The sequence below is a fragment of the Ktedonobacter sp. SOSP1-85 genome (assembly GCF_016587415.1).
Taxonomy (GTDB): Bacteria; Chloroflexota; Ktedonobacteria; order Ktedonobacterales; family Ktedonobacteraceae; genus Ktedonobacter.
Window position 1 is genome coordinate 1,166,172 of sequence record NZ_BNJI01000003.1, and the last position, 17,615, is coordinate 1,183,786.

Annotated in this window: 14 protein-coding genes; 5 read left to right on the top strand and 9 right to left on the bottom strand. The window is 54.5% G+C overall.

Going from position 1 to position 17,615, the window contains the following annotated elements; all coding sequences use genetic code 11:
* Window positions 1-146 precede the first annotated feature (146 nt).
* On the bottom strand, window positions 147-2,861 hold the full coding sequence (locus tag KTE_RS43180) for an ABC transporter permease (protein WP_201393143.1): 2,715 nt from the start codon (window positions 2,859-2,861) through the stop codon (window positions 147-149).
* 101 nt (window positions 2,862-2,962) lie between these two features.
* Window positions 2,963-3,712 carry an ABC transporter ATP-binding protein gene (locus KTE_RS43185; protein WP_201393145.1) on the bottom strand — a complete coding sequence of 250 codons (750 nt, stop codon included), beginning with the start codon at window positions 3,710-3,712 and terminating at the stop codon, window positions 2,963-2,965.
* A gap of 352 nt (window positions 3,713-4,064) precedes the next feature.
* Here KTE_RS43185 and KTE_RS43190 point away from each other — a divergent pair, with 352 nt between their 5' ends.
* Window positions 4,065-4,964 carry an aldo/keto reductase gene (locus tag KTE_RS43190; RefSeq protein WP_201393147.1) on the top strand — a complete coding sequence of 300 codons (900 nt, stop codon included), beginning with the start codon at window positions 4,065-4,067 and terminating at the stop codon, window positions 4,962-4,964.
* 201 nt (window positions 4,965-5,165) lie between these two features.
* Window positions 5,166-6,035: an LLM class F420-dependent oxidoreductase gene (locus KTE_RS43195; RefSeq protein WP_201393149.1), complete on the top strand. Its 870-nt coding sequence runs from the start codon at window positions 5,166-5,168 to the stop codon at window positions 6,033-6,035.
* A gap of 2 nt (window positions 6,036-6,037) precedes the next feature.
* Here KTE_RS43195 and KTE_RS43200 read toward each other — a convergent pair whose 3' ends face one another.
* The 6 genes from KTE_RS43200 to KTE_RS43225 all read right to left on the bottom strand — a co-directional run bounded on the left by KTE_RS43200 (window position 6,038) and on the right by KTE_RS43225 (window position 12,799).
* Window positions 6,038-8,230 carry an FUSC family protein gene (locus KTE_RS43200; RefSeq protein WP_201393151.1) on the bottom strand — a complete coding sequence of 731 codons (2,193 nt, stop codon included), beginning with the start codon at window positions 8,228-8,230 and terminating at the stop codon, window positions 6,038-6,040.
* Window positions 8,231-8,266: 36 nt separating this feature from the next.
* Window positions 8,267-8,833, bottom strand: a complete 567-nt coding sequence (locus tag KTE_RS43205; protein WP_201393153.1) for a GNAT family N-acetyltransferase — start codon at window positions 8,831-8,833, stop codon at window positions 8,267-8,269.
* Between the two features lie 128 nt (window positions 8,834-8,961).
* Window positions 8,962-10,149, bottom strand: coding sequence for an FAD-dependent oxidoreductase (locus KTE_RS43210; RefSeq protein WP_201393155.1), 1,188 nt, complete (start codon window positions 10,147-10,149; stop codon window positions 8,962-8,964).
* A gap of 107 nt (window positions 10,150-10,256) precedes the next feature.
* Complete coding sequence (locus KTE_RS43215; protein ID WP_305068565.1) at window positions 10,257-11,063, bottom strand: amino acid ABC transporter ATP-binding protein; 807 nt, start codon at window positions 11,061-11,063, stop codon at window positions 10,257-10,259.
* Between the two features lie 27 nt (window positions 11,064-11,090).
* Window positions 11,091-11,834 carry an amino acid ABC transporter permease gene (locus KTE_RS43220; RefSeq protein ID WP_201393157.1) on the bottom strand — a complete coding sequence of 248 codons (744 nt, stop codon included), beginning with the start codon at window positions 11,832-11,834 and terminating at the stop codon, window positions 11,091-11,093.
* 83 nt (window positions 11,835-11,917) lie between these two features.
* Window positions 11,918-12,799 carry an ABC transporter substrate-binding protein gene (locus tag KTE_RS43225; protein WP_236600991.1) on the bottom strand — a complete coding sequence of 294 codons (882 nt, stop codon included), beginning with the start codon at window positions 12,797-12,799 and terminating at the stop codon, window positions 11,918-11,920.
* A gap of 468 nt (window positions 12,800-13,267) precedes the next feature.
* On the opposite strand from KTE_RS43225, the gene thiO reads away from it, so the two are divergent.
* Window positions 13,268-14,392: a glycine oxidase ThiO gene (gene thiO, locus KTE_RS43230; protein WP_201393162.1), complete on the top strand. Its 1,125-nt coding sequence runs from the start codon at window positions 13,268-13,270 to the stop codon at window positions 14,390-14,392.
* Window positions 14,393-14,490: 98 nt separating this feature from the next.
* Here the strand turns inward: thiO and KTE_RS43235 are convergent, their stop codons facing one another.
* Window positions 14,491-15,300 (bottom strand): phytanoyl-CoA dioxygenase family protein, encoded by an 810-nt coding sequence (locus KTE_RS43235; RefSeq protein WP_201393164.1) that lies wholly within the window; start codon window positions 15,298-15,300, stop codon window positions 14,491-14,493.
* A gap of 175 nt (window positions 15,301-15,475) precedes the next feature.
* On the opposite strand from KTE_RS43235, the gene KTE_RS43240 reads away from it, so the two are divergent.
* Entirely contained in the window at window positions 15,476-16,336 is an 861-nt protein-coding gene (locus KTE_RS43240; protein WP_201393166.1) for a helix-turn-helix domain-containing protein, read from the top strand.
* Window positions 16,337-16,372: 36 nt separating this feature from the next.
* The gene (locus KTE_RS43245) at window positions 16,373-17,380 is read left to right on the top strand and encodes a phosphotransferase enzyme family protein (RefSeq protein WP_201393168.1); all 1,008 of its coding nucleotides are present in this window, start codon (window positions 16,373-16,375) and stop codon (window positions 17,378-17,380) included.
* Window positions 17,381-17,615 lie beyond the last annotated feature (235 nt).

The window sequence follows — 17,615 nt, forward strand, 5'->3', positions numbered from 1 at the left end:
AATTATGGATAAAGAGTGTATTCGCCTTGGCTCGCAAGCTCGCTTAAAAACGCATTAGGAGTGGTACATGCGTCGTTGGCAATTGCCAACGACGCATGCACCACTCCTAATACTTATGTGTGCCATAGGCAGGAGTGCTCTTAACATTACTCGTAACGCAAGACTGCCAGGGGTCGGACGCGTACTGCGCCCCAGGCGACCAGGGCCGCGACCAGCATCGCCAGCAGCACTGTGCCTCCCACCAGGCTGCCCACCACCCAGGGCGTGATGCTCAACGTGAGGTTGAAGAGCAGGCTACCGAGCAGTGCTACACCTATAGCCGCCAGGAGCATCGCGACTATGGAACCTATCGCGGCGACAATGCCATTCTCGATCAAGACCTCGCGCAACACAATGCCACTGGTATAGCCAACTGATTTCAGGATACCCAGCTCACGCCTGCGCTCAAGCATCGCCAGGGTGACAGAGTTCGCGATGATAATCACACCCGCCAGCATAGAGAGCGAGGCAATAGCAACCAGCACATCCAGGAAGCTAGTTAGCTGCTGGGTAAAGCCGGTAATCACATCAGCCACGTTCTGAACTGTCGCGTTGGGCGCGATATTGCCAATGGCGTCAAGCGCGTGATTCACCTGGGCGGGATCAATCTTCATGTAGGTAACGTTTGCCGCCCCCGTTTTCGCGGGACTCAACTCATTGACGAAACCCTCGGGCGCAACCACCATCCCAACATGGCTCACGCTCACTGCGCCTGTATAGATGCCAACGATGGTCGCTTTTTTAGAGATTTTCCCATCCACGCTCATAAAGGTCAGCGTATCACCAGGCTTCAAGTTCGTGCCATCCGAACCAGTACTGCTTAACTGGTCAATCACCACAATGTTATCTGTCCCCATATCGCTGGCATTTAAATTACGACCCTGCGTGAGCTTGAGCGATGGCGCGTTAGTTGTGAGGTCATATCCCTCAAGCGAGCTCATAAAACTCAGCGCTTCCTGGCTGCGCGAATTTCCTGCCAGCACCTGTTGCAGAGGCGTGTCATTTAAAGCTACCGGGATCGTCGAGGTAAAGACGTCCTGGCTAGAGCGCGTAAGACCTGGAATCGTTTTGATCTGATTGTTTAAAGCCGTTGATTCGTCACCCGAGGTAATTATGATTATATTAAACTCTTGCTGGGAGAAGGCCTGAGTAATACCCGACTGGAGATCCTGACCTAGCGCCACCACCAGGCCGATGGAGAAGATGCCGACAAAGAGAGCAATGGCCGTCATAGTGGTGCGCGATATCCTGCGCCCGATGTTGCGCAAGGCCATCTTCAGGCTGACCTTCCACGAGCGCGGCGCGATGGAGAAGCCTACCCCGATCAGGACCAGGAGCAGGAGCAGCAGACCAAACACTGGAAGCCACAGGTAGAGCAGAACCGAGATGACCAGTCCCGTCAGGACCAGCGCAGCATAACCCAGACTAAAGCGCTCAGGCACCGGTAACTTGCTTACGACGAACATAACCAGGCTGAAGAGTGCACTCAGCACAAGCAGGAAGGCAAAGGTGCCATAGACCACGCCAACTCCCAGGAGAATATTATTCTTGAGAAGCACCACGGCCATGGCGCAGAACAGGAGCGAGAACAAGGCCATCAGCACAATGGTCAGACTGGTGCTACCTACGCTCCGGCGCTCGGGCAGCTCACGAATCACACTGAGCGGGCGTACATTTGCTGCCTGGACGATAGGCAAGAGGCCAAAGATCAAGGCGCTACAGAAGCCGACGAGGATACCGCCCGCGATAATCCAGGGGTTCAGCTCAAAGAGCATGGTAGTCCCCAGATTGATCATGAACAGGCGCACTATATAGCTCACACCTATAGCCGCCAGGGCGCCAACGATGCCGCCAAGCAGGCCGAGCAGACCCGCCTCCAGACCGAAAAGCATATAGAGGTCCATGCGATGATAGCCCGCGGTTTTCAGCATGGCGATCTCTGTCTTACGGCGTGAGAGCAGAACCTGCATGGTATTGACGATGCCGACGCCACCTACGAGCAGCGCCAACAGGCCCGCGATCTCCAGAAAATTACTGATATTATCGACATTGGCCTGCTGCGTTTTGAGGACATCGGCGACCGTCTGTGTCGCCGCGAGAGGAAACTGCTTGCTAATGGCCTTGGTCGCGGTTTTCGCCTGGGCCGCGCTCGCAGTCGTCATATCAACCACACTATACGTCGTCTCGCTGCCTGAGGCCGCGGCCTCATAGTCCTGTGCGGAGATGAGCAGAAGATTACCGGCCTGGGCAAAGCTACCAGAATTGGTGATCACACCTGCCAGTGTGACAGCAAGCGTACGCCCCGTGCCGCTACTCGTCTTAGTGTAGACCGTAAAGCTATCGCCAACCTTCTTGCCATAGCGGTCCAGGAAGCTCTGTGTAACCACCACCTGATTATTGCTCAACAGGTTCGAGATCGTGCCATTGGCTGGCGTCGTGAAGGTCGGCGGCGTGACCAGGGGATAGTGTGATGGATCAACCGCCTCAACCTGGAAGTACTCATAGGAGGGTGTTACCGTCTTCAGACCACCATTGGCCACGCTTACAGCAGTGTAGTCAGTAATGGTACCACTCCCTTTGAGCTGATCAAAGAAGCCAAGGTCGCTTGAGTGCAAAGGTGCGCTCGGCACGGAGACCGAGACGTCACCTCCATTGATATCGCGTACATTAGAGGTTAGCGAGTCTTGAAGCATAAAGCCAACGAGTTGCAGTGCAACAATCGACATGACACCAACTGCTACACAGAACACCGCCAGCAGTGTGCGCTGGCCCCCACGGACCAGCGAACGGGTTGTATAGTTAAGGTAGAGTGAGGCTTTCATAATAGAGATTCTCCCTTCCCTGGAAGTGATATTTAGATCTTATGCTGAAACCAACGCCGCTCTCGCGGCTAGCGATTGGCGCTCAGGTTTCCGAAAGGTAGTTATTGCGTAATCTTATCGTTAGTGTGATCGATTTCAGCGGTGTTGCCGTCTACGATACGAATGGCTCGATCGGCGCGCGAGGCTACCACGGGATCATGTGTAGCGATGATAAAGGTCTTCCCTGTCTGGGCGCGCAGGTCAGAAATCAGCTTAAGCACGTTTTCACCATTACGCGCATCCAGGTTGCCTGTCGGCTCGTCCGCGATCACAAAGGCAGGATCGGTCGATAGGGCGCGCGCGATCGCCACGCGCTGCTGCTCGCCGCCCGAGAGCTGACTAGGGCGATGATCGAGGCGATGAGAGAGGCCAACCAGGTCCAACAATTCTTTCGCACGCGCGGAGGGAGAGCCTTGATGCTTGCCCACATAGAGGGGTACTTCGACGTTCTCCTGCGCCGTCAGCGTTGGAATCAGGTTAAAGGCCTGGAAGACCATGCCAATTTTGCCATTACGTACGACCGCCAGTTTACCCTCCGTCATACGCGTGATATCTACACCATCGATCAAGACCTTACCTGAACTTGGATTATCCAGCCCGGCGATAATGCCCAGCAGTGTGCTCTTCCCCGAGCCCGAGGGGCCGACAATCGAGACAAACTCGCCGCTCAGCACCTGGAAACTGATACCCTTTAAAATTTCAATCTTCTCGCGACCGAGGGGGAGGCTCTTCCTGATCTCCTGAACATCTATTACTGCGCGGGCTTCTGGCTTCTGCGCCTGGTCATCTGTAAGATTCGTGCTGGTTGTCATGTGCGAAATCCTTTCGAAATGTTTGAATGTTTGTATTATCAACTAGAAGTTCTTGAACAGTTATCGTGCTCTAAGCATAAATTGAAAACCAAGATTTTCCATGCGTCTGTAGACGTGTTGTAAGCGGGACTTTAGGCGGGGATAAATTACGGAGAATTCACGACTAAAGGAGCATACAGGCAAGACGAAGAACACCCTTTTTTGCCACTATCAATAATTTTATGTAATGCCGCGCTGCAAGCGGATGCAACTCAACTATGAAAAGGCATTAAAGCTTGAGGTTTTGGAATATATCTCCTCTTCGAGGTGTTTGATAACCAGTGTAAAGCCAAAAGAGAAGGAGAAAATCATTATGCAGAATATTCAGCAGAAACCAGCCCAGGCCAGTGGGACTCTAACGCTGGGTGGCGACCTTAAGGTCTATCGTCTCGGTTTTGGCGCGATGCGCATTACCGGCGAGGGCATCTGGGGGCCGCCCGCGAACAAGCAGGAGGCTATCGCGCTGCTGCGGCGCACGCTGGAGCTTGGTATCAATCTGATCGATACCGCCGACTCTTATGGACCTAATGTGAGCGAGGAGCTGATCGCTGAGGCCCTCCATCCCTATCCCGAGGGGCTTGTCATCGCCACCAAGGGTGGGTTACTGCGCACCGGCCCCGGCCAGTGGCCACAGGATGGGCGACCAGAACACCTGCGCGAAGCCCTGGAGGGAAGCTTGCGTCGCCTGCGTGTAGACCACATCGATATCTATCAGTTCCATCGCCCAGACCCCAAGGTACCCTTCGAGGACTCCGTGGGCGAGATCGCGAAGCTGCAAAAAGAGGGCAAGATTCGCCACGTCGGCCTCTCCAATGTGACGATCGATGAGTTGGCACGGGCGCAGAAGATTGTTCCCATCGTTACAGTTCAGAACCACTATAACCTCTCCAAACGCGAGTCTGAACGCATGACTGCTCAGCAATCCGAAGAGATGATTGATGTCTGCGCGCGCCAGGGTATTGGCTTCATCCCCTGGAATCCGCTCTCCACAGGCGCGCTGGCGCGTCCCGGCAGCACGCTTGACCAGGTCGCCAAAAAGCATAACGCACAGCCCAGCCAGATCGTGCTGGCCTGGCTCCTGCATCGCTCACCCACGCTGCTGCCCATCCCAGGTACCTCCTCCATCAAGCACCTTGAGGAGAACGTCCTGGGCGCAACCATCAAGCTCACCCAGGAAGAGTTTGACGCCATCAACCAAGGTAGCCAACAATAAGTTTCCTTGACATAAAACTTTTGTGCATGCTTACAACCATTCCCTGGATAATGGGATGTGTGCGACCGTTGCGAACGCAACGGTCGCACACATCCCATTACCACCAACGAGCCACCGCAGGTGGGGAGAGGTCATGCACAGCTACCTTGAGATATACTAAAGAGTTATATCCAAACTATTTTACTGGTGAAAGGGAACAACATGACAGCAAAAAAGCCCTTAAGCTTTGGCATCAAGACCGCTCCTCAGCACACGACCTATGAGGATATGTTGGCCATATGGCTGGCGGCGGATGCCGAGCCGGCCCTGGAACATGCCTGGCTCTTCGATCACTTTATGCCTATCGTGGGCGACTATAAAGGTCCCTGCCTGGAGGGCTGGTCGCTTCTCTCCGCCTTTGCTGCGCTGACCAAACGTATTCGCATCGGTCTGATGGTCACCGGCAACACCTATCGCCATCCAACCGTGCTCGCCAACATTGGGGCGACCGTGGATGTGATCTCCAATGGTCGCCTGGACTTTGGTATTGGCGCGGGCTGGAATGAGCGCGAGCATAGCTCCTATGGTATTCCTCTCTACACGACGGGTGAGCGCATTCGCCGCTTTGGCGAAGCCTGCGAGGTCATTCGCCAGATGTGGACCGAGAAGGCTCCTACCTTTGAGGGCCGCTACTACCAGATCAAAGAGGCCTACTGCGAACCCAAGCCAGTGCAGAAGCCCTATCCACCCTTCGTTATTGGCGGAAGCGGCGAAAAGCTCACGTTACGCATTGTGGCCCAGTACGCCGACATCTGGAATATGGCGGGTGGCTCTATCGACGACTTTAAGCATAAGAGCGCGGTCCTGGATGAGCACTGTGCCGCCATCGGTCGCGATCCCAATACGATCTCGCGCTCGATCCAGATTCCCATTACGCCCAACGACCTGGCCCAGACGCGTGAATTGACGCAACAGTTCATCGATGCAGGCGCAAACCATTTTATCCTGAACCTGCGTCCTCCCTTCCCCGAGGGCATCGTCCGCCGCCTCGTCGCCGAGGTGGTCGAGCCTCTCAAGGCCGCAAACCAGTAGCATCACTCACTCTGAAGCTTATGACGCGACTTCTCTCTCTCCGCGAGAAGTTGCGCCATAAGCGTTATAGCACCCACGATACGCCTGAGTTCGGCAATAATAGCCCGTACATCCGAACACTCCGCATAACCACGTGCCTTTACTGAGTTATCCAGGTCATGCAGGGTCTCCTTGATTGGCGGCAACTGCTTCGCTGGCCTCTGCTCTCGTATCGCTTCCGCGAGCAGATGGAGCGCCTCCTCATACTCCTGCTTGAACGAGACCATCTCTGATAGCTTGTGATTCACCGGGTGCGCCAAGAGGTGCGCCTCCAGGGCAAGCAGGCTTTGAGCTATGGTGTCCTCCGCTTCAAGTAAGCTCTGGGCCAGATCGGGATCAAAATGATGGGAGACCGGCTCTTCTAGAGAGCGTCGGATGGATACGTCGGCATTGGAACGAGCCAGACGGGCCTGTTGCAATAATTCATGAAACTGTGCTGAATCACAGGTACTTGTGTTTACATACGCCGTAAGCACAACAGAGCCATAAGAACAAAGTGAATCCAGGTGGGCCGCGAGATCCCGTGGAACCTGCTTGAGTTGCCAGGTAGGCCAGAGGGCATAGATGATGAGCGCTAATACACCTCCTATAAGCGTGTCTAAGGCGCGATCCAGAGCGGTTGTGAGTGGTTGGGGAATCACAAAGGACAGGAGGAAGACGATCTGCATGGTAATAAAGGCTGAGAAGATGGCATAATTGGCATAGAGAAAGGTAAAGGCCAGGTAGGCCATAACCGCGTCGATAACTACCAGGACTTCGTTTGCTGGCGCCAGCAATGCTATCAATAATGACGTCAACGCCGCCCCCAGCATAGTGCCTAGTATACGCGCCAGTCCCCGAGTAAAGGTCGTGCTAAAATCGGGCTTAAGCACAAGGAGAGCCGTCAATGGTATCCAGTAGCCACGCTCAATCGGCCAGGGGCCAACCCGGTAGAGCGCGGTCGCCAGGGTCAGAGTGGCGCCCAGGCGGATGGCGTGCCGAAAGATAGTTGACTCCAGGGAGAGGTTAGCCCTTAGCATTACCAGGGCATTACGCCATTGGAGGCGATTAGGATGCCGATTCCTGAAGCTCCCCAATAATTCCTGGGGCAGGTGAAGTTGCTTATATCGCAAGGATTTCGCCAACTTCTTCGTGGCATGCAACTGATCGCGCAAGGCGCTACTATAGCCAAGCACCTGTTGTATGCTTGCCTCGTCGCAGAAGGCTCCCAGTTCCTGCCGTAAGCCTGTGAGAGCCTCCTTCAACTCTTGCTGTGGCTTGTGAAAATGTACAAAGCCCTTCCGCGGCTCTAGCTCATCGGCGATATTATTCAGTTCTTCAGCCGTTGCTTCTAGCACGCGGTCCAGGTATGACGAACAGTGGGCGCCCCTCTCATCATCACTACCTATACTCTTCCGTAATTGCTGCAAGGCAAAACAATATAAGCGAATACGCTCCGCCGCCTCTAAAAGCCCATAGAGAACATTACCTTCCCTCTCTGATATACTGCTCTCCGCCAGCACTGTCTGGGCATTTGACAGGACATCTCGGGTCTGGGGAAATGTGCTACCGGGATCACTTGCATAGTTGGCAAGCTGCCGGTACGCCGTCGCCAGGACATGACGCTCAATCTTGGTGCGCTGCCAGCGAGCCGTCAGCAAGCCCAGTCCAGCTTGAAATAAAGCTCCTACAAACATCAATAACGCCTGGAGCGCAGCGTTAAGCGGATCAAGCTTAAAATGAGAAAGAATGATCAAGGCTATCGTGGATTGCAGGCCAATGATCATGGCAAAGCGATTGAGCGCCACAAGCATACCCGCACCAAAGCCCCAGATACCAATCACCAGGATCGCCAGCCAGTCAATCTGGCTCGTGACGCTGCCCACAAAGGCAGAGACCGCGATCCCCACGCATGCCAGAAACATGGTGCGCGTACGCGCCGACGAAGAGGCATCCAGGGCTACGGAGCCAAGGCTAGCCGCGCCGCCCGCGATAGAGACGCCCTCCACGACGTGTCCAGTCGCCACACCAAGAGCCAGTGGAATGACGAAACCTAGCGTACTATACAAGGCCTGAATCGCCATGATCTGTGAGCGATCAATGCGCAAGGCTGTGCGCCAGGAAGACCTCAATGCCGAGAACCAGGATGTAATTTCCGTGTTTAGGACATAAGCCAATGTTGTCCTCCCTCCCACTCACCTGCTGCTTTATTCCTATTTTATATCCCTGTTCAACCACTTACCCATAAATACAAGATCGATATACTGACCTTCAGCGATCTTTGCCTGCCGGTGCAGGCGCCCCTCCTCGACAAAGCCCAGCGCCTGATAGAGGTGGATAGCGCGCATATTAGTGGATACCACCTGCAAAGACAGCTTCTCGATACGTGGGTGTTTCTCGGCCCAGGCGAAGAGCGCCAGAAAAAGCTGGCGCCCCAGACCCTGGTCGCGCCACTCCTGCTTGACCGAAATACTTATCTCACCCTGGTGCGCCAGGCGCTTGAGATGCCCGTTGTTGAAACTGATAAAGCCGACCACGTCCCCCTGGCTCTCCGCCAGCAACAAAACCTTCTCTGGCGCCTGCTCCAGCATCTCCACCCACTTACGTTCATGCTCCCTGGTGGGCAGATCCTCCAGCGTGTTCAAGTCGTGCACTTGCTCCTCAAGGACCGAGGCCCTGACAAGCGCGAAGACCCGGTCGGCATCCGCGCATATGCCTGAGCGTATAAGCACCTCTCGTCCGCCTGGTAAAATGCATTTATACGCATCGATACTGCTCATACCTGTATCTCTCCGATTCGTAGGGGCAGAGCTTGCTCTGCCTTCTTTCACAACCGAGCAAGCTCTGCCCTGCATGCGTTTTTAGTCTATGCTTGCATGGACCCTACATAAGATGCGCCAATACAGGGTTAGGCACCAGCGTGGTGTGTACTAAGGTGCTCGCGGATCGCGATGGCGGCGGCGGCACCCTCACCGGCAGCGCTGACCAGTTGCTTGGTACTTCCAGCGCGTACGTCGCCCGCGGCGAAAATGCCCTCGATGCTCGTCTGGAAGTCCGCGCCTGTCCGTATAAAGCCCTGGGCATTGGAGGCGACGCTGGCGCGAAATGGCTCGCTATTGGGCTGGAGGCCGATAAAGATAAAGGCTGCGGCGGGATGCAGTTCCTCTTGCTTCCCACTCTGCGTGTCTTTGACTACAAGCGTCGTGATGCGATTATTCTCCCCCTTAAACTCCACAATCTCGGTGTTATAGCGCACCTTAATCTCGGGGGTCGAGAGCGCTTTATCAATCGCGAGCTTGCTGGCAGAGAGGCGCTCTCCTCGCGCGAGGATGGTTACCTGGGGACTGAAGCGCGTCAGGAAGACGGCCTCCTCTACAGCGCTATTGCCACTGCCCACCACTACAACATCCTGCCCCTTGTAGAAGGGCCCATCGCAGGTAGCACAGAAATGGATGCCCGCGCCAATATACTCACTTTCGCCGGGCACATCCAGGCGCTTATAGCTTGAACCTGTGGCAAGCAAGATGGCATTACAGCGATAGCGAGTCCCATCCTCGGTCTCAACGAAGTGCGCGTCGAGATCGTTGCCCACGCGCACTACGTTCTGAGCCGAGATCATCTCGACGTCGAAGCGCTTTGCCTGCTCGATCACGCGCTCGGCGAACTCGCCACCCGTCACACCGTGAGGAAAGCCGGGATAGTTGTCCAGGCGCTCGGTAATGCCCGCCTGCCCACCCAGGCTCGAACGCTCAATCACCAGCACATCATAGCCATCACGAGCAATATAAATCGCAGCGGTAAGAGCCGTGGGGCCACCACCGACGACGATGAGATCATAGAAGGTACACTGTGCCTTGATATCCAGACCCAACTTCTCGGCAAGCTCCGCGTTAGATGGCTCTATGAGCACACCCTGGTCATCAAACACGATGGTTGGGATCGACATCCCGCCCTTTTGCAGTTCACGCACATACGCCTGCGCCTGCTCATCCTCTTCAATGTCGATGTAGTCATAGCGCACCCGCTGTTCGCCCAGGAACTTCTTGCTCCGCTTACAATCACTGCACCAGTTGGTGCCATATAACTTAATGGTCATATCTGGCCTTCTCCTCCCTGTTGTCACTATACCTTTATTCAGCATACCCGATAAAGAGCAAGAAAAAAAGCGGCTCGTGTGAGCCGCTTTTTTTCTTGTTTCTTCATCTAACCAAGCACACGTCCGAGGAATTTGCGCGTACGCTCGTTCTGTGTATCGTTGAAGATCTGTTGAGGGGGACCTTGCTCTACAATCTGGGCCTTGTCCATAAAGACCACGTGATCCGCGACATCGCGGGCAAAGCCCATCTCGTGAGTCACAACAACCATAGTCATGCCCTCTTCGGCCAGCTGGCGCATAACGGCCAGTACCTCGCCCACCAGCTCGGGATCCAGGGCCGAGGTCGCTTCGTCAAAGAGCATCAATTTAGGGTTCATCGCCAGTGCACGCGCGATTGCCACGCGCTGCTGCTGACCACCAGAGAGCCGGTGTGGATAGGCATCGGCCTTCTCTGACAAACCAACCTTGCGCAATAATTCATGGGCCTGCTCGATTACTTCGGCCTTCGGGCGGCGCTGAACCTGGATAGGGGCCTCGGTAATGTTTTGTAGGGCTGTCTTATGCGCAAAGAGATTAAAACGCTGAAAGACAAAGCCAACCTGCGAGCGCATACGCGCGATATTGGCCTCGCTATCCTCGAATAGCTTGCCGTTCTTCTCGCGATAGCCAACAAGCTGCCCATCGATGTAGATGCGCCCACTATCAATCTTCTCAAGATGGTTCAAACAACGCAGCAAGGTTGTCTTGCCCGAGCCGCTGGGGCCGATGACGACGACCACCTGTCCGCGATCAACGGTAAAATCGACGCCGTCAAGCACAACGTTGCTACCAAAGCACTTCACCAGTTGTTCGGTGCGCACCATGTGCGTTGCTGTCTGCACCTCTGAGGCTGCTGTCTGCTGTACATCTTCCATTAGTGCATCCCTCCTCTATCTAGCAAATTAACGTATACGAGGACTACCAAAACCAAGGACACGCTGGCCAAAGCTCTTGTTGACGCCGATTGCTGGCTTACGATCAGGATCCAGGCGGCGCTCAATCCAGCGCTGGATCACATCCCAGATGGTGGTCAGGACCAGGTAGTAGACGGTCGCCACAATGAGGAGTTCGAAGATGTTGAAGGTTGGCGCGCCAAAGGTACGCGCGGTACCAGTCAGCTCAAGCATACCGATAACGGTCGCGATAGAGGTTGTCTTGAGCATGTTGTTGAATTCGTTGCCGAGGGGAGGAATAACCACGCGCGCGGCCTGAGGAAGAATAATACGCCGCATCGCTACCCAGTAGCGCATGCCAAGCGCCTTAGAGGCCTCCATCTGGCCGGGATCAACCGCGCCAATAGCCGCGCGAATAATTTCGGACATATACGCGCCTTCGTTAAGAGAGAAGGCTACCAATATACAGGCAAAATCGGGGAGCAAGAGACCAGGCACGATCTTCGGTAGGCCGGTCCACAGGAGCAGCACCTGCACCAGCAGCGGGCTACCACGGAAGAACCAGAGGTATGCTCGCGCGATCCATTGCAGCGCCGGCCACTTCGACATCTGCATCAGGGCCAGGAATAAGCCCAGGATGACGCCCAGGGTCTGAGCCACGACAGAGACCCATAGCACGAGCCAGGCCGCCTTGAGGAAATAGAGATTGGGGTCCTGGAAAAGGTAGAACCAGACAAGATCCCAGTTAAACATGAACGCCCTCCTGATAACGTAGGCTGATGTGTTTTTTTCAGCCCTCCTAGCATACGTCAGGAGGGCTGAAAAAAACACATCAATTATATTTTCTCATCATTGGTTAAGCCCCACTTTGTAAAGAGCTTATCGTAGGTGCCATCAGCTTTCAGCGCCTGAAACGCCTTCTGCACCGCATTCTGCATCTCCGCGTCTCCCTTGCGGATGACTATCCCACTGGGAGCGGCCTCAATCACGGGACCACCGTATGCGAACTGCTCAGGATGGAGCTTGTTATAGTAACCAGCGGAGAGCGAACCCTGGAAGGTCGCATCCACACGGCGGTCAACCAGCGCCTGAATAACATCGGTCTCCGTACCCAGTACCATCACCTTAATCGCAGACTTCCCTTTGGCCTCGCAGGCCTTTGAGGTCGCGGTCAACTTCTCCTGCTGGCTGGTACCGTTCTGGACACTGACATTCAGGCCACACAGGTCATCAACACCTTTGACGTTCTTGGGATTGCCGTTCTGGACGAGAAGCGCCGAGCCAGCCTGCATATACTTGACGAAATCAAATTTCGGCAGGCGCGCTGGGCTCATGTAGACGCTCGACACGATAATATCGAAGCGCTTATTATTCAAGTCGTCGAAGATGGTGTCAAAGCTCGTCTTCACGACGTTTACCTTCACCCCCATATGCGCGGCCAGGGCCTGGGAGAGGTCGATATCGAAGCCAGTATACTGATTACTCGTTTGATCGACATACTCCATAGGGAAATAGGTTGGATCAGTGCCAATAGTGAGCGTATCTGCGGTCTGGAGGTCCTTGGGCGCGGGTACATTGGGTGTTGCCTTGGCCAGTTGGTCATTCGAGGTTGTGCTACTGTTGCCACCGCAGGCAGAGATAATGAGGGTGAGCAGCAACATACACACAAGCATAGATAGGCGAAGGCGCCGAAGAGAAGCGTTCTTCTGCGAGTTCATGAAGTACATGTACCTTTCTCTTGTGCTTTGTGTCAACAGTTACGTTTCCACGCAGCACTCTTCTGCCCGCCCGATTCAGGAACAAATAGCTCTCTCAAATAAGACAACCCAAGGTACCATAGGAAGACATTAACAAGACACAAATTTACAAAAATCGATGTATTAGAACACATCTTAAGGAGGAATGATAACACACCTCGCCCCTGATTAAAAGAGCATCACCCCAGCCAGGGGAAAGTATACGCACTATATTCGGATGGAGTGGCATAGTAAAAAAATATCTACGGCCTTCTCAATCACGATTACTTTGTACCATTAACCAGAATACTTGAGCTTGTATAAGCGTTATGCTTGTATGTATGCTTTAAAGAACAGAAGTAAAGAATATGGGGATTTGCGCAAGCCAGGAATATCGGCTTGCGACAATGCCGGGTGAAGGTCATGACATACAAAGGAGGATTTCTGCAAATGACCATTACAAGCAACGCAGACACCATCATTATGGGAGGGGGAGTTACAGGCTGCTCTATTGCTTATCATTTGCAACAAGCGGGGGCCAGAGTGACAGTCATAGAGCGCGAAGAGATCGCTTCCGAGTCTTCAAGTGCCGCCGCTGGTATGTTAGCGCCCATTGGAGGGATGCGTCAGGGAGATGCCTTTACCGACCTGCTTATCGCCGGGCGCAAACTCAACCTTGAGTTGCTACCACAAATCCAGGCAACCAGCGGCGTTCAGACGGAATATCATCGCCCGGGCTCACTACGCATCGCCAATAGCGAGGCGGAGGCGCAGCGTTTACGCGAGCGCTTTAACGACTGGCAAAATCTGCAACAGGAGGTGCGCTGGCTCAGTGGAGACGAGGCGCGAGAAATTGAGCCCTTACTCGGAGAGGAAACATGTGCAGCTGTCTACGCGCCTCACGAGGGATCGATGAAACCCGCGGGCGTCACCCGGGCATACGCAGGCGCAGCACGTGCCATAGGAGTACGCTTCATTGAACGCTGCGAGGTAATCGGCATCGAACGCGAGGACTATATGGTTACTGCTGTTCGCACCTCAACCGGAGATATCCTGCCCTGCCAGCACCTGGTTGTCGCAGCCGGAGCCTGGTCGGGACGCTGTGGCGATTGGCTAGGCTTTGATCTCCCCGTCACGCCGACGCGGGGACAAATCCTGGCCCTGCATCAGCCCGAGCCTCCCCTGACCCATATCCTCTCTGGCGAGGGCGTCTACCTGATTCCCAAGCCTGACAATACCATATTTGTAGGCGCAACAGTCGAAAAAGCCGGGTTCGACAAGCGCCTGACCGCTGGCGCCATCACGACGCTACTCAATAGTGCCATTCGCGTCGCACCTTCGCTAGAGCAGGCCTTCATTGCCAGAATGTGGGCGGGCCTGCGCCCGGGCACACCCGATAATCGTCCTATCCTGGGGCCCGCTCCCGGCTGGCATAATGTCACCCTGGCAACCGGCCATAATGGTGTGGGCTTCGAATTGAGCGCAATAACGGGCAAGCTAATTTCCGAGCTAATCCTGACGGGTCAAACGCCCTCCCTCCTCCAACCCTTCGGTGTCGAACGCTTCACACAGTAGAGCGACGCTACTAAAGTACGCGTCTACATATCATGGTACGGAAGTACGTCGCACTATGATATGTAGACGCGTACTTTAGTAGCGTCGTGCCCCTCTCTTTAATGCGGGCCACCAATCTCGACTCCACACGGGCCGCCGCCAGTGTTCTCATCGATTGTGACCTCTGCGCCATGCATAGTCAGGATGGGGCGATACCAGCGCGACATGCGCTCGGATGAGCGGCCGATGTAGTGACAGATGAAGGAACGCCGGAAGCGGTCACGAGTCGAATTCGGCTGTGATCCATGCACTAAGCTGCCATTGAAGAAGAGAACATCGCCAGAAGCTAGATTGACCGGAACCGCCTCTAGCCCCTCGGGGATCGGCACAAAATCGCGTGTAAAGGAGACGCTAGCATCCGCCTCCTCGGGGCAGAAGATATCCATCTTATGTGTCCCGGGTACTACTTCCAGGCCGCCATTGGCACGATCCGCGGGATCAAGCGCGACCCAGGCCGCGATACAGGTGCCAGGCTCGACGCGCAGGTAGAAATTATCCTGGTGCAGAGCCTGTCCACGCCCGCCTGCTGGCTTGAAGTAGAGCATACTCTGTGCCGCCAGTGGCTCCTCGTCAAAGAGGTCCTGTAAGATAACAGCCAGGCGTTGATCCAGCAGGTAGCGTCGCGCCACCTCGTTAAAGCGATGAGGATGCATGATGCGTGGATACTGCTTGAGAATGTCGCCACCACTCTGCTCAGGCGTCACTGGCTCAAAGAAGCCGGGTATGGGACCCTGTGCATGGATGTCCATAAAATTGTCAATCAATGCCTGCACCTCATCCTGATTAAAGACTCCAGGTAAGACCAGGTAGCCCTGCTCATGAAAGCTTGCAAGCTGATCAGGTGTCAAGCGTGTAGCCGCCGTTGCCATAATCTAGTCATCCTTCCTTCTAATTCTATGTTTATGTGTGGTGTGGATTGGCAGCCGCAGGCGCGAGAGGTCAAGCGAATCACTCGCACATAGGCATGAATCCTAAGAAGAATACTACCCAATAAAGCGCAGAAGAAGAATAGACGCGACAGTCAAAAATATGTACAATACTGCTATGCCACATTATGAGACACCCTCCCCACCCTCAGATATTTTTGTCAGTGGACATTTTAGGGAGCAGTATGAGTACGCGGTACAACGCTCCCACGGCTCAGGCAATTGGCTGATCACCTATACACTGGAGGGAGAGGGACGCTACCGCCTATACGGCAAAACGATCTCGGCCAGGCCAGGTGATATTATTCTGCTCAAACCTGGCACGCCTCATGACTACTCCGTGCCACTGGGCGGCCTGTGGGACTTCTTCTGGGCACACTTCCAACCGCGCGTCGACTGGTTTAGCTGGTGGAATCTGCCCGAGCTGCAACCCGGCCTCTTCAAAGCAACTCTCCGCACATCACACAGTCAGGAGAGAGCCTACCAGGCCTTTCTCCAATTGCATACTGATAGTAACGCCTCGCTCCTAGAGCAAGCTCATCAGACAGCCAGTGCCCGCGCCCTCCTACGGCGCGAATTAGCTCTCAATCGGTTGGAAGAGCTACTCCTGCTCACTACGCTAGAGACAGAGCAGGAGAGGCAGCACCTCCTCGATCCACGTGTACAGCAGGTCCTGGACATCATCAGTAAAAACCTGAGCGCCCCGCATACTGTGGCAACCCTCGCCCGGGAGGTTGCACTCTCCCCCTCCAGGCTGGCACATCTCTTCAAACAAGAGGTAGGCGATTCACTCATCAATACACTTGTAGGGTTGCGTCTGACGCACGCGGCTCGCCTGCTGACCTTCACCAACGATAGCATTGCCACCATCGCCGACGAAGCTGGCTTCCACTCCGCCTTCTACTTTAGTCGCCAATTTCAGCAACACTTCGGCATGAGTCCACGCGCATATCGAACTACCCAGAAGCAGCATTCGTAGATAAATGAAAACGCCGGCACAAGGAGAAAACAGAGCATGCAACCAGAGGAGCAAAGAAACCAACTGAGCCAGCTGGTAAGGGAGAACTACGATCTAGGAGGTGATATCACACTGCACGATGTGGCCCACTACTGGTTTGAGGACCGAGGCATCTACCAGGTCAGCCCGCCTGACAACAATAGTTTTCTCTTGCGCGCCTTCGGCTACGATGCCACGCCATGGTTGAGAGGACAGGCTGCCGTGCTTTCATCTCTCCACCAACAACAGTATCCCGCACCCAGAGTACAATACACACGTCAGGGCGAGATTATAGCTCATGCTGGACAGTGGACGGCCATTCTGGTCTCCTTCATTGAGGGCCAGATGGCAGATTTTACTCCGGAAACGCTTGCCGCTATGGGCAAGCAGCTTGCGCACCTCCACAAATTACCAGCTGTAACTAACACTATGCTCCCGCTCTCGCGCCTGCATCCTACGCTGGTAACGCCAGAGCATATGCAACAATTAGAGCAATCCCTGGCTTCTCTTCCCCAAGAGCTACAAAACATGGGCAGCGAGTTTCTCGCCTCACTCCAATGCCTACAACAAGCCCATGAACTGCCGCAGGGCCTGCTCCATGGAGACTGCTGGCCCCACAATGCCATATGCGCCACCGCTCAAACGCTGGCCTTTATTGACTGGGATGGCGCGGGACTCGGTCCACTGATCCTTGATCTCGGCTATCTACTCATGTATTGTCACCTGGGCAAGCCTCAACTGCCCTCGCTGGAGGCCGAACCAGCCCTCATCCAGGCTGTTATCGAAGGGTACCTGAGAGTGCGCACCCTTACTGCTCATGAGCAGACCTATCTTCTCAAAGCCATCCGCTACAACCTGGCGCGTCGGGCCGCCAGCGAGAACCTGTTCGCCGCCCTTACTGCATCCACTCCCTGGCAGGAGCAACTCTGGCTACAAAAGATGCGCTCTCAATTTGAGGCCAGTGCAACTATCGCTAGCATGGCCAGGGACGCTATTCGCCACCTCTCCCTCTCACAAAATACGTAGTCACAAGCCCTGAACCGGACAATACAGGTATTGCTATATTGGTGAGTCACCTTTCTTTATAGTAAGGCGTGATAAGCATGGACAAAACAACAGGTACGAGTTTATAACTGAAAGGAGCATTATTTTTCCAGGCTGTTAGTGGAACTTGTAGTGCATTAGCGTGTGTTTTAAGTATCATGGTTAAGTACAATGGCAGAGCATGCTTCAAATTGAAGCGTGCACATTGCTGCATCAT